Origin of the sequence: Variovorax gossypii (assembly GCF_003965815.1) — a bacterium.
In the GTDB taxonomy this organism is placed as follows: Bacteria; Pseudomonadota; Gammaproteobacteria; order Burkholderiales; family Burkholderiaceae_C; genus Variovorax; species Variovorax gossypii.
On record NZ_RXOE01000005.1, the window covers coordinates 106,078 to 130,682 of the forward strand.

The window sequence follows — 24,605 nt, forward strand, 5'->3', positions numbered from 1 at the left end:
GCGCCCTTGTGCGGACGTCTCGCGCGATGCTGCTTCTGTGCTGCTGGCTCGAAGGAGAGCGTGCGCTCAGTCCTGGGCCACCACGGGGTTGCGCAGCAGCCCCACGGCCTCGATCTCGACTTCGACCACGTCGCCCGGCTTCATGAAGCGCGGCGGCTTCTTGCTCCAGCCCACGCCGGCCGGCGTGCCGGTGGCGATCACGTCGCCCGGCACCAGCGTGAAGATGGTGGAGGCATAGGCAATGAGACGCGGGACGGAGAAGATCATGTGGCCCGTGTGGCTCGACTGCACCACCTCGCCGTTGAGGCGCGTCTCGAGCTTGAGTTCGCGCCCGGGCGCGATCTCGTCGGCCGTGACCATCCAGGGGCCGAAGCCGCCGGTCGCTTCGAAATTCTTCCCCGAGGCGATCTGCTTGGCATGGAACTGCCACTCGCGCACGCTGGCGTCGTTGTAGCAGCTGTAGCCCGCCACGTGATCCCACGCATCGGCCTCCTGGATGTCGCGCCCCTCCTTGCCGATGATCACGGCCAGCTCACCTTCCCAGTCGAGCGACTCGGACACGCGCGGGCGCACGATCGGTCCCTCGTGCGGTGTCTGCGAGCGCCACACGCGCAGGAAGATCGGCGGTTGCTCGGAGAGCTCGCGATGCATGCCCGCGGCCAGCACCTCCTGGTGGTGGTCCATGTAGTTGCGCACCGCGCAGACGATCTTCTCGGGCTTCGTGATGACGGGCAGGTAACGCACGTCGGACAGCGGCACATCGGCGGCGAGTCCGGCGACCAGTGCGTCACGGCGCGCGAAGTCCGCGCTGGCGATGAAGTCGGCCAGCGTGGCGTGGCCGGTGCGCCCGGCCAGCTCGGCCACACCGCCATCGACGACGGCGCCCCAGGTTTCACGGCCCGCGAGGGAATAGGACATCAGTTTCATGCGTTGCTTCTTTCGGTTGGACGTTTCGTTGCACGGCGGCCCTGCGCGAGCCTCGTTGCGATTCACAGCTTAATGCATGAAGATATTTTTGTGCATAAAACAATATAAATGCATAGTGGTTTCCACGGGGAATCCTGCGCGCCCGGTGCGATGGCCGCAGAAGAACACCCCCATCGCCAATCGCGATGCGTCGCGCAGGCCCGGCTTCCTACACTGCGCAACCGGAACAACAAGGACAACGGAGACAACACCATGGCGAGAAACCTCTTGCGCGCCGCGGCGGCCCTGACGGTCGCGACGCTCGTCGGCTGCGCAGCCCCCTCACTGCAGGTGGCCGAGATGGGCAGCTTTCATGTCGGTGGCCGGACGGTCACGCTGTCGGGCCTGCCCGCGAAGGAACTCGTGTTCACGCCCGGCGCGCCGCCACTGAAGCTCGACCCGAACGGCGACTTCGAGGTCGAGGCGCTGTACGCGCGCTACACGCGGCTTTCCAACCCCAAGGCGAAGTTCCCGCTGCTGCTGTGGCATGGCGGCGGGCTGGCGGGCACCACCTTCGAGACCAAGCCCGACGGGCAGCCCGGCTGGGAGAACTTCTTCCTGCGCGCGGGCTACGACGTCTACGTGAGCGACGCGGTCGAGCGCGGCCGCGCGTCGTGGGCCCGCTACCCGGAGATCTTCAAGAGCGAGCCCTTCTTCCGCCCGAAGAAGGAGGCCTGGGAACTCTTCCGCATCGGCGACACCGACTCCTACGCCACCGATCCCGCCAGGCGCCGCGCCCTGCCGGGCACGCAGTTCCCGGTGGCGGCCTTCGACCAGTTCGCCACGCAGGCGATCCCGCGCTGGGGGACCAACGACGCAGCCACGCAGGCCGCCTACGACGCCTACGTGGACAAGGTCTGCCCCTGCGTCATCGTCGTGCATAGCCAGGGCGGCAACTTCGCATTCAATTCCGCGCTGAAGTACCCGCAGAAGGTCAAGGCGCTGGTGGCGGTCGAGACCTCGGGCTCCCCCAACCCCGACACCTATGACTTCTCGCGCGTCAAGGGCGTGCCCATGCTCTGGGTCTGGGGCGACAACCTGGGCAAGTTCGCGTTCTGGGAGCGCATCGCGGCGCAGCAGGAGAAGTTCCGCAACAGCCTCGTGCGCGCCGGCGGCAAGGGTGAGCGCATCGTGCTGCCGGAGATCGGCATCAGCGGCAACTCCCACATGCTCATGATGGATCGCAACTCCGACCAGATCGCCGCGCTGATCGATCAGTGGCTGGCCAGGCAGGGCTTGAGGAACTGAGGCGTCCGCGATCGGCGCGCGCCCGAAAGCGGACGCCGCCGCTGTTGTGGCTGTTGCGGCCGCTAGCTCCTGCCGGCCTTCTCGGCGGCCGAACCGAGCACCGCCATGACGTTGCGCTGCGTGCTCAGGATGTGTTCCTCGAGCAACGCGCAGGCCGTCTGCGCGTCGCGGCGCAGGGTGGCATCCATGATCTTGCGGTGTTCGTTCGACTTGCGACGCGCCGTCTTGCGAAAGCGCGCGGAATAGCGGCGGTAGCGCTCGGCTTGGTCGAAGAGGCTCGCGCTCCAGTTGCGCATGCGCTCCGACGGGCAGGCCGCCAGCAGCGCCGCATGGAACGCGGAGTGGACCTGGGTCCAGTCGTCATCGAGCACGACGGGCCCGTCGCCGATGCGGCTCTCGATCTTCTCGAGGCGGTGGTAGGCGCCGACCACCAGCGCCTCCCATGCGTCGTCGCCGTTCGCGATGGATTCGCGAAGCGCAGGCACATCGAGCATGACGCGCATGCGGCTGATGTCCGCGAGATCCTCCGCGGAGATGTCCGCAACCCGGAAGCCGCGGCGCTCGTCGGAACGGATCAGCCCTTCCTGCGCCAGCCGGCTCAGCGCCTCCCTCAACGGGCTGCTGGAAAAGCCGTAGGCGGTCTGGAGCTCGTCGAGCTTGAGCTTCATGCCCGCGCCGTAGGTGCCCGACAGCACATCCTGGCGCAGCCTCGTGAAGGCCTGTTCGACGAGCGGAACCGTCCGCTCCGGGGTCGGATCTTTTTTGTACATGGTTTCGATTTTATGCATAAACTCCTCCGCCCAAAAATCGGAGCCGAACACCTTGAACAACGATGACCAACCCACCGTGCAGCTCGTCGCCATCTCTGGCAGCATTCGCCGGGCCTCGAACTGCACGGCCGTGCTGCGCAGCCTGCAGCCGCTGCTGCCAGCCGGCGTGATCCTGCAGATCCTTCCACTGGACGACATTCCGCCCTACAACGCCGACCTCGACGGCGATGCGCCGCCCGAGCCTGTCGCACGGCTCAAGAACGCCATCGCGGCCGCCGACGGCCTCGTGCTGTGCTCGCCCGAATACAACTACGGCATGCCGGGCGTGCTGAAGAACGCCATCGACTGGGCCTCGCGGCCGGGCTTCGCCTCTCCGCTGAAGGGCAAGCCCGCGCTCATCATGACCGCGTCGCCCGGCACCGCGGGCGGCGTACGGGCGCAGGCGCAGATCCGCGACGCGCTGGCCGCCACGCTCGCACGTCCGCTCGTGCGTCAGCACGTGGCGATCGCGAACGTGGCCTCGCGCATCCAGGACGGTCGGCTGGTCGACGCGCCGACGCTCGACTTCATCCGCGTGGCGCTCGAAGAGCTGCTCGACGAAATCGCGATGCTGGCCGGCGCGCACCGGCAGCGCGCCTGAGGCGCCAAGGCAGCAGGCCATGCCGCCGTCCGCGGCTCAGCCCGCGCGCTTCGTGCCCATGAGCACGAACAGCATCGTGGCGGGCTTGTCGCTCAGGTTGCGCCACGCATGGCGATTGCCGTGCTGCACCGCCACGTCGTGCCGGCGCAGCAGGACCTTCGCGCCATCGTCCAGCTCCAGCGTGATCTCTCCGTCGAGCACCACGTCGTAGTCGATGCTGTCGGTGGTGTGCATGCCCGGATGGTCGGCCTCGAAGGTCTCGGCCAGTCCGGGGATCTTCTGCGCGAACTCCTCGCCGAACGCCGCACCGTCGCAGTCGGCGCGCATCATCGTGCTGTCCGGCGGGAAGGTCACGAACATGAGCAACGTCCCCCCCTGCCCCGGAACGAACGCGGCCGTGGCCGTGCGGTCGCGCGGCGCACCGCGCTCGATCTGTCCCGCGGGGCCCGTGGCCCACAGAAGCGCCGCCGCGAAGCCGGGCGAGCTCTCGAACTCGACGGCACGCGGCGCGGTCGCATCCTCGAACAGCCGGGAGCGGCCATCGGCCCCGATCCCTGCCACCACTCTTCTGACTTGCATGGGCACCTCTCAGGGGTTGATGACGAAGTTGCTGAAACCACCGTTGCGGCTCGCGATGCCCGAGATGGCCTCGTTCACGCGCTCCAGCGGATGGCACACGTGCTCGAACACCGAAAGGTCCAGCGTCCCGGCCTCGGCCATGTCCGCGATGTCCTGGCCCTCCCCGGCGGTGAACCAGGCCGAGCCCTCGATGCTCTGCTGATCGTCCATCATGGTGTGCAGGTCCAGCCCGACCATGCCCGCGATGGCGCCGATGTTGAAGGCGCGGCCACCGCGCTTGAGCGAGCGGATGCCCTGCTGCATCGTCTCGTGCGGCGCGCCCGGGCCCAGCGCATCGATGAAGGTGTCCACGCCCAGGCCGCCCGTGCGTGCCTTGGCCCAGGCGTCGATGGTTTCGCCGCTGGCATTGGAGAACACCTCGATGCGATCGGGCGCCAGCGCCTTCACGCGCGCGAGCAGCTCGGGGTTGCGGCCGGTGCCGAGGATGCGCGTGGCGCCCATGGCCAGGCCGAACAGCGCGCCACCGATGCCCAGCGTGCCGCTGATGCCGTTGACGAGCATGCTCTTGCCGGGCCCGATGCCCGCCTTGCGCATGGCCGAGTACATCGTGCCCAAGTAGCCGAAGCGCGCCGCCTGGTTGAAGCTGACGTTGTCGGGCAGCTTCACCAGCGCGTACTGCGGCGCGATCATGTATTCGGCCAACCCGCCGTTGGGGTAGTTCTTGTAGAGCTTGAGCGAGTTCTCGGAGAAGCCGAAGTAGCCGCTGAAGGCATAGTGCGTGCAGTTGATCAGGTCGCCGCTGCGGCAGGCCCTGCAGCCGCCGCAGTACAGGCTGGGGTTGACGTACACGCGGTCACCGGGCTTCCAGGCGTGCACGTGCGAGCCCACGGCGGTGACCTCGCCCGCGGGGTCCAGCCCGAACACCGCGGGCAGCGGCGGCAGCGGCAACTCGGGGAACCAAGTGGTCCAGTTGGCCAGGATGTTGCCGAGGTTGGGCACGATGCCGCAGGCCCTGACGCGGATCTGCACGTCGTTGGCGGCAGGTTGCGGGATCGGCAGTTGCTCGATCTCCATGGGGGCGCCCACCTTGTGCAGGCGCGCGGCTTTCATCATCGACATCTTGTCTCCTTTAAAAATGCATAAGTGCAGTTTTATGCATTTTCTTCCTCACACTCGACCCCGCATCGGTACGAACCCTGAATGCATGTTCGAATGTTTTATGCATAATTTATATATTCTGCACAATGAACGACATGCCTCCTTCCCTCAACGCCCCCCTTGACGTCGCCATCGTCGGCTTCGGCCCCGTGGGCGCTTCGCTCGCCGCGCTGCTGGGGCAGCGCGGGCGGCGTGTGGCCGTCTTCGACAAGTCGGACCAGATCTACCCGCTGCCCCGCGCGTTCGCGCTCGACCACGAAGCGATGCGCACCTTCCAGCAGATCGGCATCGCGGGTGCACTGGCCGCGCACATGACGCCGTACCGCCCCACCCTCTACCAGGGCTGCGACGGCGAGCCGATCCAGCATTTCGACATGGGACCTTCTCCCTATCCGCTCGCCTGGGCCCCCTCCTACACCTTCAACCAGCCGGCGCTCGAAGCCGCATTGCGCGAGGCAGTGGCCGCGCTGCCGTCGGTGCAGGTCCACCTGGGCCACGAGGTGACGGATGTGGAAGAGGGAAGCCCAGAAGCCTGCGACGGCGCCGTGCTGACGGTGCGCACACCGCAGGGCGAGGTCTCGCAGCTGCGCGCCCGCTATGTGGTGGCCTGCGACGGCGGCACGAGCCTCATGCGCAAGCGGCTGGGCCTGCGCCTGAAGAGCCTCGACTTCGACGAGCCATGGATCGTCGTGGACATGCACGTGCACGAATCCAAGCTCGCGGACCTGCCCGCCACCAACATCCAGTACTGCCATCCCTCGCGGCCCTGCACCTACGTGGTCGGCCCCGGCACGCACCGGCGCTGGGAGTTCCTGCTGATGCCCGACGAGGCCGAGCAGCGCGAGATGCCGCATGACGCGATATGGAAGCTACTGGCGCCCTGGCTCGCTCCCACCGAGGCGCGGATCTGGCGTGCGGCCACCTACCGCTTTCACGCGGTGGTGCTGGAGCAATGGCGAAAGGGATCGGTGCTGCTCGCCGGCGACAGCGCGCACCAGATGCCTCCTTTCCTGGCCCAGGGCATGTGCCAGGGGCTGCGCGACGCACTCAACCTCGCCTGGAAGCTCGACGCCGTGCTGGATGGCCGCGCGAGCGACGGCCTGCTGGACAGCTACGGCACCGAGCGCGGCCCTCAGGTCGAGGAAGTCACGGCCACCGTCAAGCGCCTGGGGCAGATCATCTGCGAGCGGGACCCGGTGCGCGCCGCACAACGCGATCGCGAACTGCGCGCGCAACAGGGCAACCAGGTGAAGGTGCAGCTGCGCCAGAACCTGCTGCCAGGCATCCGCCACGGCCTGATCGACAGCGGACAAGCGCCCGAAGGCACGCCATTTCCACAGCCCATCGTGCGCGTGGCCGGCGCTGGCGCGGCGGGCGACGCGCAGATGATGGACGAACTCGTGCCGCCGGGCTTCCTGCTCGTGATGCGCGACGCGCCCGCCGCCGCCCAGTTGGCACAGTGGCAAGGTGCGCTGGCGGCACTGCGAGCGCGGATCGTCTGCATGGCCGATGCAGCCTCGCCGCCCGGCGTTCTTTCGCTCTCGGAAGCCGATGGCCTGCTCGCGCGATGGTTCGAGCAGCACGGCTGCCGCGCCGCGCTGGTGCGGCCCGATCATGCCGTCTACGGTGTGGCGAAGGACACCGATGGGATCCAGGCCCTGCTTCAGCGCGCCTGCATGCGACTGGGTGTCGCGTGCGATTGATCTTTCTCTCTTCTTGCCAAGGCACCCGATGAACCCCGCACCTTCCTCCCTCAGCGCCGACGAGGCACTGCTGCTCGACCTCGAGGCACAGCGCTGCGACGCCATGCAGCGCGCCGACTTCGCGCGGCTGCGCGAGATCCTGCACCCTGGCCTCACGCACGTGCATGCCAAGGGCCAGACCGACGACTACGAGAGCTACTTCCGCTCGGGCGGCACGCATGTGACCTACCAGCAGATCGAGCGGCCGGACCTGAAGGTGCGGCTGCTGGGCACATCGGCGCTCATGACCGGGCGCCAGTTGCTGGTGGCCGTGCGAAAGGACGGCAGCGGCACGGTGCGCATCGACTCGCGCGTCATGCAGGTCTGGACCCATGACGAAGGCCGTTGGCGGCAACTGGCATTCCAGACCACGCCGCTGGAGATGAGCATCACCTGAGCGCCGGGGGTACGGGATCCGCAGGCGAGCGAATGCGGGCCATGTCGGCAAAGCGCTGAACACCGAAGTCGATCCGGCAGATCCGGACATCCTCCAGGAGCGAGAGTCGATGGCGCGATCCGAGTCGCTGCCTTTTTACCTCGTCCGTGTCGGAGGAACGATTCTGGTGGATGCCGACACAAAAATGCCTTGCCTCAAGCTCCAGATGCACGCCCCCAGGCGAAGCAATTCCTCCACATTCCTGTCATAGAACACATCCTCGGGATCCTGCCGGCCTATCAGATCCGAGATGCAGTCCAGTGCACCCGTGGGAGTGAATCCGTGGCTCGCACGCGCCATCTCGATCACCGTCACCAGAACGTCGGTCTTTTGCATTTCAAGCATCCTGAGGTCAAGTTAAAGCGTTCCGATGCCGGGGATTTCCGTGCTTTCTGCATCTCCCCGGACACCCCGCCCTCCCCTCGCACAGACAGTCTCAAATCCGGCCCCGCCGCCCCGCGGCCTTCGTGCATCCCACCTCGTGATGTGACTCCCGCACCGATCGCGTTCGTTTGGCTCCCGTTCGTGCGAGCCACCTCCCCAGGACGAGTACCGGGAAATTCCAAACCTCCGCTCGCGCGACGGAATCGTTGAATCGATGGAGTGCCTCGCATCAGGTCCAGCATCAAGAATGCCTCGCCTGCATGTCTATGGACAGCTGAGCTCGCAACCACGTGGCCAGATCAGCCATCACCTGACTGCCCAGTGTCGAAACGGCGGTGAAGTGAAGGCAGGCGTGGATGGCGCTGGCGTAGTGGTGGTGCTCGGTCGGCACACCGGCCTGTGCGATGCGCAACGCCAGCGCGAGGCCCTCGTCGCGCAGCGGGTCGTGGCCCATGGTGGCCAGCCAGGTGGGCGGCAGTGTGTGCAGCGTCTGCGATTGCAGCAACGCGAAGTCGGCGTGCCGCGCCAATTCCTGACGCCCACCGAGGTAGCAGTCGATGAACCAGCGCATGGCGCCGGTGGTGAGAAACTTGCCTCCGCCGTTCTCGGCCATCGAAGGGCTAGGCTCGCTGTAGTGCTGCGCGACCGGATAGATGAGGCCCAGCGCTCGCAGCACGATCGCGCCGGCTGCACGCAGCGCCGCCACGGTGGCGAGCTGCGCGCCCGCGCTGTCGCCGGCCAGCGCGATGCGCGACGCATCCGCGCCCAGTTCGCGCGCGTGCGCGGCCACCCAGCGCAGGGCGCAGGCCACGTCGTCCATCGCCGCCGGAAAGGGATGCTCGGGCGCCAAGCGGTAGTCCACCGCCACCACCACGGCCACTACGTCGTGGCACAGGGTGCGGCACACCGTGTCGTGGGTTTCGAGGTCGCCGATCACGAAACCGCCGCCATGCACGAAAAGCAGCAGGGGGAGCGCCCCTTCAGCGTCGGGCCGGTAGATGCGCAGCGCCAGCGGACCGCCCGGTCCGTCGATGACACGGTCCTTCGCCGACGCGACGGCCGGCGCCGGCAGGCCCAGGCCGGCAGCCAGGTCGCGGTAGACCTGCCGCGCCAGGGGTGGTGGCAGTGATTCCAGCGGCGGGTTGCCCTGGCTGGCGGCCTGCGCCAGAAAGCCGGCCAGAGCGGGATCGAGCGGCGCCGCCTCGAGAACGGCAGGGATGGCTGTGCGGGTCATCGCGCCTCAGATGTAGGTCGATGCCAAGCCGCCGTCGACCGGGATGTTCGCGCCGCTGATCCAGCGCGCCTCGTCGCTGCACAGCCAGGCGATCAGCGGCGCGATCTCGTCGGCGAAGCCGGGACGCAGCATGCGATGCGCGTCAGCCTGCACCCGCTCCTCGCCGAGCATGCTCACGAAGTCGCCCAGGATCGGCGTGAACACCGGGCCCGGTGCCACGCAGTTCATGCGCACGCCGTGTTCCAGCAACCACTTCTGCGACTGCGTGGCGCTCCAGACGATCAGCGCCTCCTTGAAGTACTGGTAGCAGGTCTGCTGCGGCACGGGGTGGTCGCGCAGCCACCGGGCGCCGGCCTCGAAGCCCTGCGCAGCGGCAAGGGCCTTGTGCAGCGCCAATCGCTGCGGCCATTCGGCCCCAAGGATGGAAGCCACGTTGACGATGGAACCACCGCGCGCGATGCGCGGCAGCGCCTGCTCGCTCAGATGGCGCAGCCCCAGGTAGTTGACATCGGCGACCAGTCCGGCCGGCGCCGTGCCGGGCACGCCGGCGATGTTGCACAGCGCATCGAAGCGCGCGGGCAACTGCGCCACGGCCGCGTCGATGGCCGCGGCAGTACCCAGGTCGGCCTTGACGAAGCCGTCGAGTGTGAGGCTGGGGTCGTTGCGATCGACGCCGATGACGCGGGCGCCGCCGAAGCGCGCGATGCGCGCCACCTCGGCGCCGATGCCCGAGGACACGCCGGTGACGACGATGGTTTTTCCTTGAAGCTGCATGAAGTGTCTCCTTGTGCGTTCGCCTTGGGGGTCGTGTTCAGAATGGGTAGGGATGCGGTACGTTCTTGATGGTCAGCCACTGCCACTGGGTGTATTCCTCCCAGTCGGCCGGGCCGCCCACGCTGCTGCCGTTGCCGGCGATGCCGGGGCCACCGAAGGGGTTCACGCACTCGTCGTTGACGGTCTGGTCGTTGATGTGGACCATGCCGGAGTTCAGCTGCGCGGCGATCGCCATCGCCCGTCCGATCGAGGGTGAGATCACCGCGGACGCCAAGCTGCCCTGGTGGTTGTTGGCCAGCGCCACGGCCTCGTCGTCGGTCTCGAAGGTGATGATGTTGGCGACGGGACCGAACACCTCCTCGTCGTACACGCGCATGCCGGCCTTCACGCCCGCCAGCACCGTCGGCTTGTAGAAGAGGCCCTCGCTGGCGCCACCGGCCAGCAGTTGTGCACCGGCGGCGATGCTGTCCTGTACGATGGCATGCACGCGGTCGCGCTGCTTCGCGTCGATCAGCGGTCCGAGCGCCACCTGCCCGCTGGCACCGTCGCCCACCGGCAGGTGCTGGGCCTTCGCGACCAGCCGCTGCGTGAACGCGGCGGCGATGCGCTCGTGCACGAGGATGCGATTGGTCGCCATGCAGATCTGCCCCTGATGCAGGTAGGCGCCCCAGGCAGCATTGCTGGCCGCGATGTCCAGGTCGGCATCGTCCAGCACGATCAGCGAGTTGGCGCCTCCGAGCTCCAGCGTCACCTTCTTCAGGTGGCGCCCGGCCAGCTCGCCGATGCGCCGGCCCACGGCGGGCGAGCCGGTGAAAGCGATCATCGGCACGTGCGCATCGGTCACCAGAGCCTCGCCGGCGACCGCATCGCCAGGCAAGACCTGCAGCAGGCCGGCGGGCAGGCCGGCCTCCTCGAACACGCGCGCGATCATGAAGCCGCCGCTCACGGGTGTGCGCGGATCGGGCTTGATCACCACGGCGTTGCCGGCCGCGAGGGCCGGCGCCACGGTGCGGATCGTGAGGATGAGCGGGAAGTTGAAAGGCGAGATCACGCCCACCACGCCGCGCGGCACGCGCCGCGCGAGGCTGGTGGTGCCACTCGCGCTCGGCAGCACCTGGCCCTGCGCCTGCAGCGGCATGGCCGCCGCCAGATGGCACAGGGTGATGGCCTCGCGCACCTCGTGCTGTCCCTTGGGCAGGATCGCGCCGGTTTCCCGGGCCACATGCAGCGCCAGCTCGTCGAAATGCTGCTGGAACAGCGCCGCGGCGCGGTGAAACACCGCGGCCTTCTCGCGCGGCAGGACCTGCGCCCAGCCTTTCTGGGCCTGTGCCGCGGCGGCCGTGGCCAGAGCCACATCCTGCGCATCGGCGATGCCGACGCTCGCCATCACCTGGCCCGTGGCCGGTTCGACGACATCACGCACACCACCCGCAGGTGCGACCCAGGCACCGTTGAACACCTTGCCCGCCCAGGCCGCCGCGTCCAGGAACGCCGGCTTCTCGGAAACATCCATGACTACCTCTTGCGAAAAAATTGATCGGCTGGCCGCGGCTGGAAATGCCCGCGGCGCCCTCCTCTTCCGCAACGGGCATACCAGCGGCACCACGCAGGCGTTGCTGGGTGCCGCCGCGAGCGGCCATCTTCATTGGGGAACTAGGTGAATTCCCGAGGCCCTACTGGTTATTTCAAATAACTGGTTTACCCTGATCTCAGGCTTCACCAAATCATCAAGAATCGCTCGCCCGTTTCACCAAAAGATGAGGTCGACATTGACCAAAGCCGCCGCTTCGCCGGTCCCGCAGCGCATCTCGCTCGCCGATGTGGCGCGTGCCACCGGCGCCGCGCTGGGACGTTTCGACGGCGCTGAAGTGGCACGCGCGCTGGGCCGTTTCGAGGCCTCCCACGTGGGCAGCGAAGCGCACCCGACGATTGCCGACATCAGCGAATGCCTGTTCTTCTCGCCCGGTGACGGACGCATCTGGCTGCAGGACCAGCGCATGGTGCTGCTGCACGCCGAGGCGCTGGGATCGCTGCGGCGCGAGCTGATCGACAGCCTGGGCCAGGAGAAGGCCCGGGGTCTGTTCACGCGCGCGGGCTACGTCAGCGGCGCGCGCGACGCGCAGTTGGTGCGCACGCACTGGCCGGAGGCCGAGCCAGCCGCGGCCGCCATGGCCGGCACCCGCCTGCATGCCCTGGAGGGCGTGGTGAAGGTCGAGCTGGTCCATGCACGCTACGACCCCGAGACCTCGGACTACGAGGGCGAGTTCATCTGGCACCACTCGAGCGAGGACGACGAGCACATCGCGGCGTACGGCATCGGCGGTTCGCCGGCCTGCTGGATGCAGGTGGGCTATGCCACCGGGTACGTCAGCACGCTGTTCGGGCGCCTGGTGGTGTTCCGCGAGGTCGCCTGCCGCTCGATGGGCGAAAGCCACTGCCGCGTGATCGGTAAATCCGCGGAGCGTTGGGACGACGTGGAAGAGGACATGCGCTACCTGCGAGCGCGGGACTTCGTCGGCTCACCGCAGAACGGCGGGTCGGCGCCGCAGGCGGCGCAGCTGCCCGCAGCGCAGCGCAAGAACGACGCGATGGTGGGCGCCTCCGCCGCCTTCAACGCGGCCTGCCATCTCCTGCATCGCGTGGCGCCGACCACGGCCACGGTGCTTTTCACCGGCGAGTCCGGCGTCGGCAAGGAGAAGTTCGCCAGCATGCTGCACAGCATCAGCGCGCGGCGCGACAAGCCCTTCGTCGCGGTGAATTGCGCGGCCATTCCGGAGACACTGATCGAGTCGGAGCTGTTCGGCGTGGAGCGTGGGGCCTACACCGGCGCCGGCGCGTCCCGGCCGGGGCGCTTCGAGCGCGCCCATGGCGGCACACTGTTCCTGGACGAGATCGGCACACTGAGCTACGCGGCCCAGGGCAAGCTGCTTCGCACGCTGCAAGAGTGCGAAGTCGAGCGCGTGGGCGGCACGCGCAGCATCCGGGTCGACACGCGCGTCATCGCGGCCACCAATGTCGATCTGCGCCAGGCCGTGCGCGAAGGCCGATTCCGCGACGACCTGTTCTTCCGGCTCAATGTCTTTCCGATCCACCTGCCGCCGCTGCGAGAACGGCGCGACGACGTGCCTCTTCTGATGAGCCATTTCCTGCAGCACTATGGCCGCAAGCACGCGCGGCAGGTCTCGGGCTTCACGCAGGCCGCGGTCAAGGCGCTCCTGAACTACGACTACCCCGGCAACATCCGCGAGCTGCAGAACCTGATCGAGCGCGCCGTGATCATCGCGCCCGAAGGAAGCCTGCTGGAAGTGCATCACCTGTTCACGAGTGGCGAGCCACTGGACAAGAACGTGCTGTCGGTCCGATCTGACGGTCGCCTTGCCGGCACCGGCGACCCGCTTCCCTCCCAGGCCGGGCCCGCAAGCCGCGCCATGCCAGACCATGAAGGGCCCGGTTCGCTGGGACAGGTGGAGGAGACGCTGATACGCCGCGCGCTGACACAAAGCGGGGGCAACCTCTCTGCTGCAGCGCGTGCGCTGGGCATCACGCGCCCCCAACTGGCCTACCGCGCACGCAAGCGCGGCATCACGAGCTGACCACCAACGGAATCCTCCCGGCGAGGCTCAAGCCCATCGATGCCCGTCTCATGGATACGGAGATCGCTCGGGTCTGGGCAGCACCGCTTGCAGCGCTCACCCCCACTAACCTCAAGCCGGGATGCTCGGCAAAGCATCGAAAGCTTTCGATGGCCAGTTCCAGATCACGAGTTGCATGGTGGGCACTTTTTGTATGCGCATCCCTGTTCTACTGGGCCTACCTGTGTTGCCTCGGGTGGTGAATGTCTGCCTCGCCCTCGGGGTTCTTCAGCAAACCGGATGGAAATTGAATTTCCTGCGCACCCTGTTCGGTAAAACAGCCTGATCGACCACCCTCCAGTGGCCTCGAACGAAGCGTCCAGCAAAGCCTGTCGCCTCCCACCACAATCTCCGCTGACGGGCTGCCTGATTTCCGTCTTGTCAGCACCTGGTCGACCACGAAGGCTTTCCGACGATGAATTGGAAGGAGGCCGAGTCTTGGCTCTCCAGCACGGAGCCACCCACGGTCCAGGCGAATGCATGGGCAGCGGCGGAAAAAGGCCCGGCGGCTGCAGTTCCGGGAAGCGCCCGGGCCCCGGTTCCAGCTTCGCGAAGCCGAGAGCGCCACACTCCTGTCGTCGCTGGACGATGGTGTTGCCAGAGCCACGCTCGACTACATGGCGCGCACGCTCACGCGCGTCGCCGCAACGCTCGATGGTTTTGCGCAGATCCCGCCGTGGGAAAGGACAATGTGTCTTGTATCATCTTTGCGGCTCCAGACAGCACACCACGGACCGCTTCCAAGAAAGATGAATGTCTCAGATGGGCCCTAACCGGCTGTACGACTTTGCTGGAAGCGGCCCTTCAACACTCGGTATTTCGCAGTGAGCATTTCCCCTGCTGCCCCCCCAAACCCATCAGAGCCAGCACAGGCTTGGCGGTATCAGCGGGACAGGACCCTAGCGAGTCGTGATCTTCACGAACCGCGTCACCGGCTTGCCGTCCACCAGGATCGGTTTGTGGTGGTCGTCGGCCAGCAGGATGCCGATCACATGTTCACCCGTCGGTGACGGGCACGGGCCGAAGCGCGCCTTGATCAGCTCTCCACCGAAATCGCTGTTCATGCTGTTGTAGGGACGGCCTGGCAGGTTGCAGGTGTTGCCCTCAGGATCGATCTTCATGTGGATGTGGCCGCAGCGCTCGTCGCTGCCGCACTGCCCGGCCGCCAGCAACCTGTAGTTGCTCTGCACGACCACGCCGATGGCGCGCTCGGCATCACTGCCCAGTTGCACGGCGGCACCTTCAGGCGGCCAGACTATCTGCAATGTCGGCGCTGGCTCCTGGGCCGATGCCGCGCTTGCCCAGAGGGCCGCAGCGAACAGAAAAACAAGACGGATGCGCATGGAAACTCCAGTCGGAACGATGGGTAAGGAAATCGGAATGCCACCGCATGTAATCGATGCATACATGGCGACGGGCGCAGTCTAGCGCAAAATGAGCGGCGATTACATTGAATGCGACAAGCTCCATCTCCATGGCACCCCGCTCCTCTTCTCCGCCCGCCCCAAGCCCCCGCGCGTACCACCACGGCAACCTGCGCGAAGCCTTGGTCGAAGCGGCCGTCGAGCTGATCGAGCATGGCGGCCTTGACAAGCTCAGCGTGCGCGAAGCGGCCAAGCGCGCCGGCGTGTCGCCGGGAGCGCCCTTTCGCCACTTCGCTACTAAGACCGCGCTGCTGACCGCCGTGGCAGAGCAGGCCACGAAGCGGCTGCGCGCGCACGTGGAGGAAGCGATATCGGCCGTGGCCGACGCGCCACCGCTTGTGCGCTTCGGCGCCATCGGCCACGCGTACATCGAATGGGCGCGCACAAATCCGACGCACTTTCGCGTCATCAGCGAACGCTCGCTGATCGACTACGACGGCTCGCCGAGCTTGCGCAGCGACAACGAAACGATCCGCGCGCAGATGCGTAAGTTGTTCGACGAAGCTTTTGCGCAGAAGAGCGGCAGCGCGGCAGGCACGGATGCCGCGCACGCGCAGATCGCCGCGCGCGCCCTGGTCTACGGCCTTGCGCGTATGGCCGTGGACGGCCACTTTCCGGAATGGAGCCTGTCGCGCCAGTCCACCGCGAAGACGATGGCGGACACGTTGGATTTCTTCATGTCGCAGCTGGCAGGTGCCCCAGGCCTAGGACGCTGACCCAGCACTACATAAGAAAAAAGCCGGGTCGCGCACGCCAGCGGCAAAACGCTAGCGAACGACCGGGCCGCGGGGGCGTCGATGACTTCCTGGTCACGCATCGAGCCGCCCGGCTGTAAGTTCCGGTGTTGGCCGACAGCAGCTATGCCTTGCGGAACAGCAACGTGTCAGGGGCGTTTGGTTGGGTCAGTCGGTTCAGGATAAGCCCGCCACTTTTTGGAATCGACAAACGCCACCAGGCGCCGTTCGGTTCCGCATAGAACGTCACGTCGCCCTCATCCAGTGCTTGTCCAAGATACGGCGACGGAAATCTCGCGGGTACTTCGTAGACGCCGAGCTTGCTCATGTGGCACCTGACCAACCATACAACCCGATAGTGCTCGCAGATATTGGACTCTTCGGGACTCGGTAGGGGATACGGCCCAGCCAGTTTTCTCCTGTGTTCGATTGCCCAGGGTGGGGGTTCACCCGACTCAATAAATGCATACAGCCCCCGCCATGACTCCGGTTCCGGCCAGGTCTCTCGGTAGCGCTGTCGCTCTTCCTCCTTCAGGGCCAGGAAGAAAACTCTCCATTGATCCCAGTACGCCTCACCCCAGCCCATGCGCCACCCGACGCTACCCCATGGGATGTCAGGATGCTTGATCCACAGTGGTGACATTACGACTGTCATGTTTCTGTGATTGGCGAGCCACCATGCTTGACCACCGCAGCGAAGTCGCGCTACTTTCCTCTATTGACACTCAGGACAGCCCATCTGCCGTCGCGGTGTATGTACATGAGGGATGACATTGGTCTTGCCATCGGCATGGCCTGTTCGCTTGATATCAACCGCTCCAAACGCGCCACCGCCGCAGAGTCGTCAGCCGAGGCAAACATGAGCATGCCCTCGGTTGGCATGGCGGCGACCACTCCATTTGTCAGCTTTCTTCCGACGTCCAACCAAATTTCGTCCCAGAGCAAATACACGGCGCTTTGACACTCCGGCGCATACGGAACGTCAATGGCCCAAAAGTTGCCCTCGAAGCTCGTGAACTTCGAAACGCATCTGGTCTTGAAGTTCTTCAATGCCAGTTGGCGGGCCATGTCATGGTTGAGGCTCAGGCGTTCCAAGTCAGCGTGGGTCGCCGCGACAGGCTGACCATCCCTGCCAACGAACGTCAGCGCGATCGACAGGTCTCCCAAGAAAGGGGCCACCACGATCTCTTGCTGCGGGCCCAGCCCCTTTGAATCGCGCTGCGCATTCTCGATATTCGACATGCGCGGAAACAGTTCATTTGCCGCACCTTCGGCGTGCGAAAGGCCGGCAGTGACAAGACCGACAAGGAAAAGGGTTGTGACGCGGGCTCTCATTGGATTCATGTACCTCCGGCAAATTGCTCAACGCCGCATCACTTCGACGCCACAGATGCCCGGAGTCAGGTGAATTTTCGTAGACGTCGCAACCGTGTGGTCCTGGCCGACGGAGGAAGTCTAGCTGCGTGCTGTCGAGCATTCACCCGATCAGGAGGCACGGCTTCTCGCTTGCTCTGAGAGTGCTCCTGCGCTGAGAAAAAAGCGACAGCGGCCGGCATCGAGGCGATTCCCCCCAAGCATTTCCCCCTGGCCTCTACCAGCACCGGACCGCTGTCGAGACGCAGTGTGCTCGACACCGCCGAACTCCACGTGAAGTCTGTGCGGGAGTTGCGTGAAGCGATACCTGCGGTCCTGCAGGATGCGACGTCGGACCCGCTGACGAGCGCTCGCGGCCGTCAAAGTAATTCTTTCGATGAGCAATCACAGAAGCCAGAAAAGGCCATTGGTGGGCTTCGCAAAACATGTCGTTACGCTCGTTCCGGCATTGCCGCACGACGCAATGCATCCGAATTCAAGAGAACGAACGAGGGTCACACATGCATTCCGACGCAACCGCCGGGCATGGCCATTCGAGCCATCGCCTGATGAAGCGACTCGCCCTGCAAGGCGCCACCGCATTCACGCTGCTGGGCATCTCCGCCGGCGTCCATGCCGCCTGCTCCCTGAACTTCACCTCGCCGAGCAAGGGCGCGAAAGTCACCTCGCCCAACATCACGGTATACGGCACCGGCGGCGGCGATGCCACCACAGGGGACGCCGGCACCGTGACCGCCACCCTCAACGGATCGCCCTTCTTCAACTACTCGGGCTCGTTCACCGCGGTCGTGTCGTTCCTCGAGGGACGCGGTGTTCCCGTCACGCTGCGCCCCGGTCCCAACTACCTGGCGGTCTCGGGCAGCGTCGGCGGCTGCAGCGCGTCGGACTACATGACGGTCTACTACGACACGTCGGACGTCATCCCGCGCAAGAACAAGGGCGACGGCACCGAGCGCAACGGACCGCAGTCGTGCACCGGCAACCCCATCAACTTCGCGATGGGCAACAAGGTGCAGGAAGAAGAGGACTTCCGCAGCGCCTCAGCGCACCATCCGCTGAAGTTCTCGCGCATCTTCAACAGCGCCGACGGCTACTGGCGCTACTCGTACGCGACCCGTCTGAGGATCAGCACCGCCGAAGTGGTGCTGCTGCATGCGAACGGTCGCGAATCACCCTTCGCGCGCAGCGGCTCCACCATCACCCGCGACGCGGACGAGCTCGGCACGCTCACGCAGACCGGCACCGGCTGGCTCTATGTCGATGTCGACAACACCCGCTATGAGTTCAACACCACCGGACGCCTGACCAAGCGGACGCATCCCGAGGGCTGGTCCCACAGCCTCTCCTACGGCACCAATGGCGCGGTGACGGTGACCGACGGGTTCGGCAACAGCATCGGCTACACGGAGGACGCCCACTTCCAGCCGCGCACGCTGACCACACCCAACTTCAGCATCGCCTACAACTACGACACAGCGAACCGGCTGACCTCCGTCACCAAGACGGCCGGGGCGAACGTGACGAGTCGCACGTACCACTACGAGAACACATCGAACCCCCGCTTCCTGACGGGCATCACCGATGAACTGGGCGTGCGCTTCGCCACCTACACCTACGACTCGCTGGGACGCGCCACGAGCACCACGCACGCGGGCAATGCCGGACTCACGCAGGTGGCCTACAACGCCAACGGCACGACGACCGTGACCGATGCGGTGGGACGCGCCACGACCTACCACTACACCGTGGTCAACGGCGTCAAGCGCATCTCGCAGATCCAGGGGGAACCTGCGCCCGGCTGCCCGGCCAGCAACTCCTCGTTCACCTACGACGCGCGAGGCCTGCTGGCGAGCCAGACCAATGCGACAGGCAGCGTCACCAGCTTCACCTACAACACCCGCGGCCTGGAGGCCTCGCGCACCGAAGCGCTCGGCATGCCCGAGCAGAGGACCATCGCCACGACCTGGGACACGACGCTGCCGGTGCCCACGCTGGTCAGCCTGACGGGTCGGGACACCGCGTACACCTACGACGCCGTCGGCAGGCAACTCACCGAAACAATCACCGACACCGGCGGCACGGCAGGTTCGGCACGCACGAGCCAGCGGACCTACACCACCGAAGGCCTCATCCACACCTACACCGAGCCCAACGGTGCCGTCACCACGTACGCCTACGACACCCGCGGCAATGTGCTGAGCACGACCAATGCAATGGGCCACGTCACAACCTACGCCTACGACACCGCCAACCGTCTCGCGAGCCAGACCGACCCGAACGGGCTCGTCACCACCTTCACCTGGGATGCGTACGACCGGCTGCTCTCGCGCACTGTGGGCTCCGGCTTGGGGCAGACCACCACCCTCACCTACCACCCCACGGGGACCGTGGCGACGATCTCCCTGCCGACCGGCCTGGTGACCGCCTACACCTACGACGCCGCGCAACGCCTCACGGGCTGGAGCAACAACCGCGGCGAGAGCGGCGCCTACACCCTCGATGCGGCCGGCAACCAGCTGACCGAACAGACGCTCAATGCATCCGGCTCGGTCGCATGGACAGCCGCCCGCACCATCAACAAGCTCAACCGCATTGCCACGCAGACGCAAGGAAGCAGCCAGAACGAGAGCTTCGGCTACGACGCCAATGGCGATCGCATCGCCCAGGCCAATGGGCTGAACCAGACCACCAGCTGGGGCCTGGATGCGCTGGCGCGCGTCAAGACCGTCACCGATGCGGCCAGTGCCAACGCCGGCCTGGGCTACAACGCGCTGGATGCCATCACCCAGGCCAGCGACTTCAACGCGATCACCACCAGCTACAGCCGTGATGCCCTGGGCAACGCCACCGCGGAGGCGAGTGCCGACAGCGGCCCCCGCAGCGGCCAGTTCGATGCGCTGGGCCTGCCCAGCCAGGTCACCGACGCGCTCGGCCAAGCCACCAGCATCACCCGCGACGCATTGGGGCGTCCGACCAGCCTGGTCTTCGCCGATGGCAAGACCACCACCCTGCGCTACGACCTGAGCCCCAACAGCATGGGTTACCTCAGCGAGATCGTCGACCGCGCCGGCATCACCGAGTACACCCGGGATGAACACGGACGCGTCACGCTCAAGAAGCAGACCTTGACCAACGCAAGCATCCAGCAGGTCAGCTATGCCTACAACCCCACCGGAACACTCGCAAGCATCGGCTACCCCGGCAGCGGCACGCTCAGCCACACCTACGACGCCACGGGCCGCCTCACGGGCCTGAGCTGGAACGGCAACCCGCTGGTCTCCGCCATCACCTGGAATGCCCTGGGCCAGCCCACGGGATGGAACTGGACGTTCACCACCACCAGTCCGGCGCTGGCGGCCAGCCGCAGCTACGACAGTGCCGCGCGCCTGGCGCAGACCGAGTTCAGCAGCTACACCTACGATGCGGCCGGCCGCATCGGCAGCCTCACCCAGAACCTCTGGGGCCCTGCCGACAGCAATCCCGGCAACAGCACCGTCGTCGCTGCCGACACGACCTGGAGCGTGGGCTACAGCCCGACGGGCCGGATCATCAGCTTCTCCAACACAGCAACTGCCGGCGACAGCGCGAGCTTCGGCTACGACGCCAACGGCAACCGTACGGCCAGCACCCGCGTGCTGGCAGGCCAGACGACCAGCCGCGGCTACACCCTGCAGGCCGGCACCAACCGCCTGGCCGGCTTCAGCCAGACCATCAACGGCGCCAGCAGCACCAGCGTCGCCTATGGCTACAACGCCAACGGCGACCTGACGGGCGACGGCCTCAGGAGCTACGGCTACGACGCGGAAGGTCGCCTGGCCACGGCCACCACGGGCGCAACGGACGTCAGCCCAACGACACGCTATGCGCACAACGCACTGGGCCAGCGCGTGTTCAAGACCGAACCGCTGTACCCGCCCAGCCAAGGCGATGAGAACGACCCGGGCTTCTGGAACAGCCTCGTGGCCTTCTTCACCAAGCTGTGGAGCCCGGCGACGACGCCGGCCGAGCAGCTCGGCTACGCCTATGTCTACGACGAGCAAGGCAGCCTGATCGCCGAGCTCGGCAGCGGCGGCACGCACAGCGCCGGTGAAGCACGCTACATCTACCTGCCGACAGCCAACGGGCCGATGCCGGTCGCAACGGTGATCAATGGCGCCACGTACGCGGTGCACAGCGATCACCTGAACACGCCGAGACGGCTCAGCAATGCCGATGGACAGGCCGTCTGGCAATGGGGCTACAGCGCCTTCGGGGAAGACAAGCCGACGCTGGCGAAGAATCGTTTCGCGAACCTCGATGTGACGCCGAACCCCGGCACGACCGGCATCTCCGAGGTGAAGTTCAATCTGCGGTATCCGGGGCAGTACGCGGACGAGGAGTCGGGCCTCTTCTACAACTATTTCCGCAGCTACGACGCGAGAACCGGGCGCTACAGCCAGCCGGACCCGATCGGGCTGGATGGCGGGTGGAATCGCTTCGGGTATGTCGATGCGGATCCGTTGAGCTTCACGGATCCGGAAGGTCTGAGGAACGCGCGGCCCGCAACACGGGGTGGCAACGCCTACGACCGACGTCAGTGGGAGCGGCACGGACCCAAGCCCATCCAGACACCACGCGGCGAAGGAACCCAGTCGGCTTGGGAGGCTGCAGCCCAAATGCCTGTGCCTGATCCGGAGGCCGGCGACTACCGATTCAGGTGTGTGCGGTGGGAGTGCTCGCAGCGGTCCTGCACGCCCGGCAAGTCGCCCACTGATTTCTTGCCGCCAGCCTATTTCAAGGACTCTCCGCCGGAAGGTTGCCGGTGCACGCAGACAATGCTGGGGCCCGTCTTCAACCCACCGAGCTTCGATCCGAAGTCGGACCTGCCTGGCTTGGTGGACAAGTACAGAAACAGCGATGGTCAAATCCGACGGATGCTGGATGCAATACGTCCATGAAGGAGTGAGTGTTGAAGGTCGAGTTCGGAATTGGTGTTGCCGGGGTTCTCATCGGATTGGTCCTGATGGGAACTGGGCAGCGCATGTGCCGCACGACCTGCTGGATCGACAACGTGTTCAAGATGCTCCTGCCCGCCGCGTATGAATCATGGGCAGGCGGCTTGCCGATACTTTTGATGGGGGTGGGCATCATCGGACACGCGCTCTACAAGCACTCCAGGAAATCCAGATAGGGCATGCTGCATTTCCTGCGCACCCTGTTCGGGGGAAAGTCAGGTCGGCCGATTTCCGGCGACGTTGAGCCAACCGCCCAGCAGGGTCTGTTACCTCCCGCCGTCATCTCCGCCGACGGACTGCCCGATCTCCATCTTTCCCAACACCTGAGTCTTCACGAAGGCTTTCCGGCGATGAAGTGGGCGGAGGTCGAGTCATGGCTCTCGGACACCGAATCACCGGCAGCCCAGGCGCATGCATGGGAGGCCGCGGAAAAAGCCTGGCTGCTTCATTTCCGGCAGGCACTTGGTCCCGCGTTCCAGCTTCGCGAAGCCGAGAGTGCGATGCTTCTGTCATCGCTGGACGACGGCGTTGCAAGGGCGACCCTCAACTACATGGTGCGCACGCTCGCACGTGTTGCAGCGACGCTCGATGGTCTCGCGCAGATCCCGTCATGGGGAAAGGACATCCTGATCGTCTTCGACGATGCGGAAAGCTACTACAGGTACGTCGCGCACTACTACCCGGACCAGGGTGAGTTCGCATTCAGCAGCGGGATGTACATCAACGATGGGTGTGCCCATTTCGTGACGGTCAAGGCAGACCTCAGCGCGATCGAGCCGGTGATCGCACATGAAATGACGCACAGCTGCCTGGCGCACCTGCCGCTTCCGCTATGGTTGAACGAGGGACTGGCAGTGAATACCGAGCTTCGTATTACAGGCGGCTCCGGGAGCTACCCGGGCACGCACGAACTGCGCAGGAAGCACCTGGGCTTCTGGGGACCACAGGAGATCCAGGAGTTCTGGTCGGGTGAGTCGTTCAAGCGCACCGACGATGGAAACATGCTGTCCTACGATCTCGCCCGGCTGATCGTGAGCCATTTCGCAAGCGACTGGGAGACCTTCAAGAGATTCGTGCTCGATGCAGACGCTTCGGATGCGGGAGCGACATCCGCTCGTGAGAATCTCCGCATCGATCTGGGTGAGCTGGCTTGCGCGCTGCTCGAGAAAGAACCTTCACCGCCATGGGGGCCACAGCCGCAGAATTGGGAGCAGCCCAGCGTACCGCCCACGCAGCGCGACACGGTGAGGACTGGATGAGCAGGCGACGGAGTGCGCACAAATGCGCTGGCAGGCCAAATGTTCGCTCATCGGCGCAGCAATGCCGGGCGTTGGCGGCTTCGCAGTTGCCTGGTATTCAGCAGCGACATCGCGCGAAGCCGAGTTGGCGCGCGAATACCTGATGACAGCACCTTCCTTAGATGCCAAGTACAAGTCGATCGATGGATTGATGCTCACCGGTTTCCGAATCGCGAGGCCCCGGTCGCACTTCACCTACTGGGCCAGCACGGGCGACGGACACAAGCGCATCCAGGTGATCGTCGACAAGATCGCGGAGCCATGGTCGGTAGCCGTACCCTCTGACGCGCACGCGCCGTAACTCGACAGGAAACAGCATGCGTACAAGAGGATCGGACCGTTGTGCAACAGCGCAGGGCGACCGATGATGTTCGAAGCGCTTGCCTCACCGCTCGCGTTTGTCGGGGCAGTGCAATGCCGAAGCGGACCATCCACAACGCGACCGTGACCTTGAAACTGCCGTCCGACATCAGCGCCAGTGCAGAACTCACCGCCCTGCGGGCGGCCGGCATCCCAGTGGACTCGCTGGGCAACGCGAAGCGCGGCTTTCTGTTCGTGCGGTCGAGCAACGGAAGGAGCCAGACGAACATCTTCCGATGGTTCGCCGGCAATGTTGGGCAGGCACCCGGCTAGCTGAGCGGGAAGGCCGGTTGATGGCATGCAGACGATGTGATGCGACGCATACACTCAACCCACATCCGGTCACGCGGACCATCCATGCAGCCCAATCCCTACAGTCCTCCTGAAAGCGTCGTCCTTGCAACACCTGCCCGGCGCAGTCCGCGGCCCATCTCGGCGTGGCTCTTGCTGACCCTCTTGACGCTGATGGGGATCGCGCTTGCAGTCGGGATCGCACAGGAAATCTTCCTGCTTGCACCTTATGTCAGGCAAATCCCTGGTCAATGGAGCATCCTGCTGGGTTTGGGCTTTCGCCTCGCCATCCTTGGAGTGATCTTGATCGTCTCGGCAGGTATCTTCAAGGCAAGGCGATGGGGACGCTGGCTGGGGCTGCTGGTGTTGGCGCTTCTTGCCGTCACGAGCCTCTTCGGGCATGACACAACCACCTATGACAGCGAGGCAGAGCGAGCAGGGGGCCTGCTTGCGCAGTTCGTCCTCATGCCGTCGCTGATTGCATGGTGGGCCTATGCCTTCGGATTCTCGGCCAAGGCCAAGCGATATTTCGGGCAACAAGGCGACCTGGCAGTGATGGGCGCCTGA

24 protein-coding genes are annotated in these 24,605 nt (G+C 65.7%); 13 read left to right on the forward strand and 11 right to left on the reverse strand.

Annotation, left to right across the window (positions count from 1 at the left end; translation table 11 throughout):
- Positions 1 to 66 precede the first annotated feature (66 nt).
- Positions 67 to 927 carry a fumarylacetoacetate hydrolase family protein gene (locus tag EJP69_RS19310; RefSeq protein WP_126472125.1) on the reverse strand — a complete coding sequence of 287 codons (861 nt, stop codon included), beginning with the start codon at positions 925 to 927 and terminating at the stop codon, positions 67 to 69.
- A gap of 252 nt (positions 928 to 1,179) precedes the next feature.
- Between EJP69_RS19310 and EJP69_RS19315 the strand changes: the two genes are divergently transcribed.
- A complete protein-coding gene (locus EJP69_RS19315; protein WP_126472126.1) occupies positions 1,180 to 2,214 on the forward strand; it encodes an alpha/beta hydrolase in 1,035 nt (344 codons plus the stop codon).
- A 62-nt stretch (positions 2,215 to 2,276) separates the two neighbouring features.
- On the opposite strand, the gene EJP69_RS19320 is transcribed toward EJP69_RS19315, so the two are convergent.
- On the reverse strand, positions 2,277 to 3,002 hold the full coding sequence (locus tag EJP69_RS19320) for a GntR family transcriptional regulator (RefSeq protein ID WP_126472323.1): 726 nt from the start codon (positions 3,000 to 3,002) through the stop codon (positions 2,277 to 2,279).
- 34 nt (positions 3,003 to 3,036) lie between these two features.
- On the opposite strand from EJP69_RS19320, the gene EJP69_RS19325 reads away from it, so the two are divergent.
- Positions 3,037 to 3,624 (forward strand): NADPH-dependent FMN reductase, encoded by a 588-nt coding sequence (locus EJP69_RS19325; RefSeq protein ID WP_126472127.1) that lies wholly within the window; start codon positions 3,037 to 3,039, stop codon positions 3,622 to 3,624.
- Positions 3,625 to 3,660: 36 nt separating this feature from the next.
- Here the strand turns inward: EJP69_RS19325 and EJP69_RS19330 are convergent, their stop codons facing one another.
- Together EJP69_RS19330 and EJP69_RS19335 are read right to left on the reverse strand one after the other, a co-directional pair.
- Positions 3,661 to 4,203, reverse strand: a complete 543-nt coding sequence (locus tag EJP69_RS19330) for a cupin domain-containing protein (protein ID WP_126472128.1) — start codon at positions 4,201 to 4,203, stop codon at positions 3,661 to 3,663.
- Positions 4,204 to 4,212: 9 nt separating this feature from the next.
- Complete coding sequence (locus EJP69_RS19335) at positions 4,213 to 5,322, reverse strand: alcohol dehydrogenase catalytic domain-containing protein (protein ID WP_126472129.1); 1,110 nt, start codon at positions 5,320 to 5,322, stop codon at positions 4,213 to 4,215.
- A 134-nt stretch (positions 5,323 to 5,456) separates the two neighbouring features.
- On the opposite strand from EJP69_RS19335, the gene EJP69_RS19340 reads away from it, so the two are divergent.
- Together EJP69_RS19340 and EJP69_RS19345 are read left to right on the forward strand one after the other, a co-directional pair.
- The gene (locus EJP69_RS19340) at positions 5,457 to 7,064 is read left to right on the forward strand and encodes a bifunctional 3-(3-hydroxy-phenyl)propionate/3-hydroxycinnamic acid hydroxylase (RefSeq protein ID WP_170217175.1); all 1,608 of its coding nucleotides are present in this window, start codon (positions 5,457 to 5,459) and stop codon (positions 7,062 to 7,064) included.
- A gap of 28 nt (positions 7,065 to 7,092) precedes the next feature.
- A complete protein-coding gene (locus tag EJP69_RS19345; RefSeq protein ID WP_126472131.1) occupies positions 7,093 to 7,500 on the forward strand; it encodes a nuclear transport factor 2 family protein in 408 nt (135 codons plus the stop codon).
- Between the two features lie 135 nt (positions 7,501 to 7,635).
- On the opposite strand, the gene EJP69_RS19350 is transcribed toward EJP69_RS19345, so the two are convergent.
- The 4 genes from EJP69_RS19350 to EJP69_RS19365 all read right to left on the reverse strand — a co-directional run bounded on the left by EJP69_RS19350 (position 7,636) and on the right by EJP69_RS19365 (position 11,444).
- Positions 7,636 to 7,875 (reverse strand): hypothetical protein, encoded by a 240-nt coding sequence (locus EJP69_RS19350; protein WP_126472132.1) that lies wholly within the window; start codon positions 7,873 to 7,875, stop codon positions 7,636 to 7,638.
- A 289-nt stretch (positions 7,876 to 8,164) separates the two neighbouring features.
- A complete protein-coding gene (locus EJP69_RS19355) occupies positions 8,165 to 9,157 on the reverse strand; it encodes an alpha/beta hydrolase (RefSeq protein WP_126472133.1) in 993 nt (330 codons plus the stop codon).
- 6 nt (positions 9,158 to 9,163) lie between these two features.
- Entirely contained in the window at positions 9,164 to 9,931 is a 768-nt protein-coding gene (locus EJP69_RS19360; protein ID WP_126472134.1) for a coniferyl-alcohol dehydrogenase, read from the reverse strand.
- Positions 9,932 to 9,968: 37 nt separating this feature from the next.
- The gene (locus tag EJP69_RS19365; RefSeq protein ID WP_126472135.1) at positions 9,969 to 11,444 is read right to left on the reverse strand and encodes a benzaldehyde dehydrogenase; all 1,476 of its coding nucleotides are present in this window, start codon (positions 11,442 to 11,444) and stop codon (positions 9,969 to 9,971) included.
- A gap of 256 nt (positions 11,445 to 11,700) precedes the next feature.
- Here EJP69_RS19365 and EJP69_RS19370 point away from each other — a divergent pair, with 256 nt between their 5' ends.
- Both EJP69_RS19370 and EJP69_RS19375 read left to right on the forward strand, forming a co-directional pair.
- Positions 11,701 to 13,524, forward strand: coding sequence for a sigma-54-dependent Fis family transcriptional regulator (locus EJP69_RS19370; RefSeq protein ID WP_240652213.1), 1,824 nt, complete (start codon positions 11,701 to 11,703; stop codon positions 13,522 to 13,524).
- 121 nt (positions 13,525 to 13,645) lie between these two features.
- A complete protein-coding gene (locus tag EJP69_RS19375; protein ID WP_126472137.1) occupies positions 13,646 to 13,849 on the forward strand; it encodes a hypothetical protein in 204 nt (67 codons plus the stop codon).
- A 613-nt stretch (positions 13,850 to 14,462) separates the two neighbouring features.
- Here the strand turns inward: EJP69_RS19375 and EJP69_RS19380 are convergent.
- Positions 14,463 to 14,906 (reverse strand): hypothetical protein, encoded by a 444-nt coding sequence (locus EJP69_RS19380; protein WP_126472138.1) that lies wholly within the window; start codon positions 14,904 to 14,906, stop codon positions 14,463 to 14,465.
- Between the two features lie 203 nt (positions 14,907 to 15,109).
- Here EJP69_RS19380 and EJP69_RS19385 point away from each other — a divergent pair, with 203 nt between their 5' ends.
- Positions 15,110 to 15,703, forward strand: coding sequence for a TetR/AcrR family transcriptional regulator (locus tag EJP69_RS19385; protein ID WP_206169356.1), 594 nt, complete (start codon positions 15,110 to 15,112; stop codon positions 15,701 to 15,703).
- 142 nt (positions 15,704 to 15,845) lie between these two features.
- Here the strand turns inward: EJP69_RS19385 and EJP69_RS19390 are convergent, their stop codons facing one another.
- Complete coding sequence (locus EJP69_RS19390) at positions 15,846 to 16,049, reverse strand: hypothetical protein (protein WP_126472140.1); 204 nt, start codon at positions 16,047 to 16,049, stop codon at positions 15,846 to 15,848.
- Between the two features lie 377 nt (positions 16,050 to 16,426).
- On the reverse strand, positions 16,427 to 17,056 hold the full coding sequence (locus EJP69_RS19395) for a hypothetical protein (RefSeq protein WP_126472141.1): 630 nt from the start codon (positions 17,054 to 17,056) through the stop codon (positions 16,427 to 16,429).
- A gap of 539 nt (positions 17,057 to 17,595) precedes the next feature.
- Between EJP69_RS19395 and EJP69_RS19400 the strand changes: the two genes are divergently transcribed.
- The 6 genes from EJP69_RS19400 (at position 17,596) to EJP69_RS19425 (ending at position 24,605) form a co-directional block, all read left to right on the forward strand.
- Positions 17,596 to 22,032: an RHS repeat-associated core domain-containing protein gene (locus tag EJP69_RS19400; RefSeq protein WP_126472142.1), complete on the forward strand. Its 4,437-nt coding sequence runs from the start codon at positions 17,596 to 17,598 to the stop codon at positions 22,030 to 22,032.
- Positions 22,033 to 22,043: 11 nt separating this feature from the next.
- A complete protein-coding gene (locus EJP69_RS19405) occupies positions 22,044 to 22,265 on the forward strand; it encodes a hypothetical protein (RefSeq protein WP_126472143.1) in 222 nt (73 codons plus the stop codon).
- Between the two features lie 3 nt (positions 22,266 to 22,268).
- On the forward strand, positions 22,269 to 23,348 hold the full coding sequence (locus EJP69_RS19410) for a hypothetical protein (protein WP_126472144.1): 1,080 nt from the start codon (positions 22,269 to 22,271) through the stop codon (positions 23,346 to 23,348).
- A gap of 22 nt (positions 23,349 to 23,370) precedes the next feature.
- Positions 23,371 to 23,688 (forward strand): hypothetical protein, encoded by a 318-nt coding sequence (locus tag EJP69_RS19415; protein ID WP_126472145.1) that lies wholly within the window; start codon positions 23,371 to 23,373, stop codon positions 23,686 to 23,688.
- A 143-nt stretch (positions 23,689 to 23,831) separates the two neighbouring features.
- On the forward strand, positions 23,832 to 24,020 hold the full coding sequence (locus EJP69_RS19420; RefSeq protein WP_240652214.1) for a hypothetical protein: 189 nt from the start codon (positions 23,832 to 23,834) through the stop codon (positions 24,018 to 24,020).
- An 84-nt stretch (positions 24,021 to 24,104) separates the two neighbouring features.
- A complete protein-coding gene (locus EJP69_RS19425; protein ID WP_126472147.1) occupies positions 24,105 to 24,605 on the forward strand; it encodes a hypothetical protein in 501 nt (166 codons plus the stop codon).

Bases quoted from the DNA above. Each gene is read 5' to 3' on its own strand.
- EJP69_RS19335 (WP_126472129.1), bottom strand. From the start codon at position 5,322: ATGTCGATGATGAAAGCCGCGCGCCTGCACAAGGTGGGCGCCCCCATG.
- EJP69_RS19410 (WP_126472144.1), top strand. From the start codon at position 22,269: ATGCTGCATTTCCTGCGCACCCTGTTCGGGGGAAAGTCAGGTCGGCCG.
- EJP69_RS19395 (WP_126472141.1), bottom strand. From the start codon at position 17,056: ATGAGAGCCCGCGTCACAACCCTTTTCCTTGTCGGTCTTGTCACTGCC.
- EJP69_RS19415 (WP_126472145.1), top strand. From the start codon at position 23,371: ATGCGCTGGCAGGCCAAATGTTCGCTCATCGGCGCAGCAATGCCGGGC.
- EJP69_RS19315 (WP_126472126.1), top strand. From the start codon at position 1,180: ATGGCGAGAAACCTCTTGCGCGCCGCGGCGGCCCTGACGGTCGCGACG.
- EJP69_RS19340 (WP_170217175.1), top strand. From the start codon at position 5,457: ATGCCTCCTTCCCTCAACGCCCCCCTTGACGTCGCCATCGTCGGCTTC.
- EJP69_RS19425 (WP_126472147.1), top strand. From the start codon at position 24,105: ATGCAGCCCAATCCCTACAGTCCTCCTGAAAGCGTCGTCCTTGCAACA.
- EJP69_RS19310 (WP_126472125.1), bottom strand. From the start codon at position 927: ATGAAACTGATGTCCTATTCCCTCGCGGGCCGTGAAACCTGGGGCGCC.
- EJP69_RS19345 (WP_126472131.1), top strand. From the start codon at position 7,093: ATGAACCCCGCACCTTCCTCCCTCAGCGCCGACGAGGCACTGCTGCTC.
- EJP69_RS19380 (WP_126472138.1), bottom strand. From the start codon at position 14,906: ATGCGCATCCGTCTTGTTTTTCTGTTCGCTGCGGCCCTCTGGGCAAGC.
- EJP69_RS19320 (WP_126472323.1), bottom strand. From the start codon at position 3,002: ATGCATAAAATCGAAACCATGTACAAAAAAGATCCGACCCCGGAGCGG.
- EJP69_RS19390 (WP_126472140.1), bottom strand. From the start codon at position 16,049: ATGAGCAAGCTCGGCGTCTACGAAGTACCCGCGAGATTTCCGTCGCCG.
- EJP69_RS19375 (WP_126472137.1), top strand. From the start codon at position 13,646: ATGCTCGGCAAAGCATCGAAAGCTTTCGATGGCCAGTTCCAGATCACG.
- EJP69_RS19350 (WP_126472132.1), bottom strand. From the start codon at position 7,875: ATGCAAAAGACCGACGTTCTGGTGACGGTGATCGAGATGGCGCGTGCG.
- EJP69_RS19365 (WP_126472135.1), bottom strand. From the start codon at position 11,444: ATGGATGTTTCCGAGAAGCCGGCGTTCCTGGACGCGGCGGCCTGGGCG.
- EJP69_RS19330 (WP_126472128.1), bottom strand. From the start codon at position 4,203: ATGCAAGTCAGAAGAGTGGTGGCAGGGATCGGGGCCGATGGCCGCTCC.
- EJP69_RS19400 (WP_126472142.1), top strand. From the start codon at position 17,596: ATGCATTCCGACGCAACCGCCGGGCATGGCCATTCGAGCCATCGCCTG.
- EJP69_RS19355 (WP_126472133.1), bottom strand. From the start codon at position 9,157: ATGACCCGCACAGCCATCCCTGCCGTTCTCGAGGCGGCGCCGCTCGAT.
- EJP69_RS19360 (WP_126472134.1), bottom strand. From the start codon at position 9,931: ATGCAGCTTCAAGGAAAAACCATCGTCGTCACCGGCGTGTCCTCGGGC.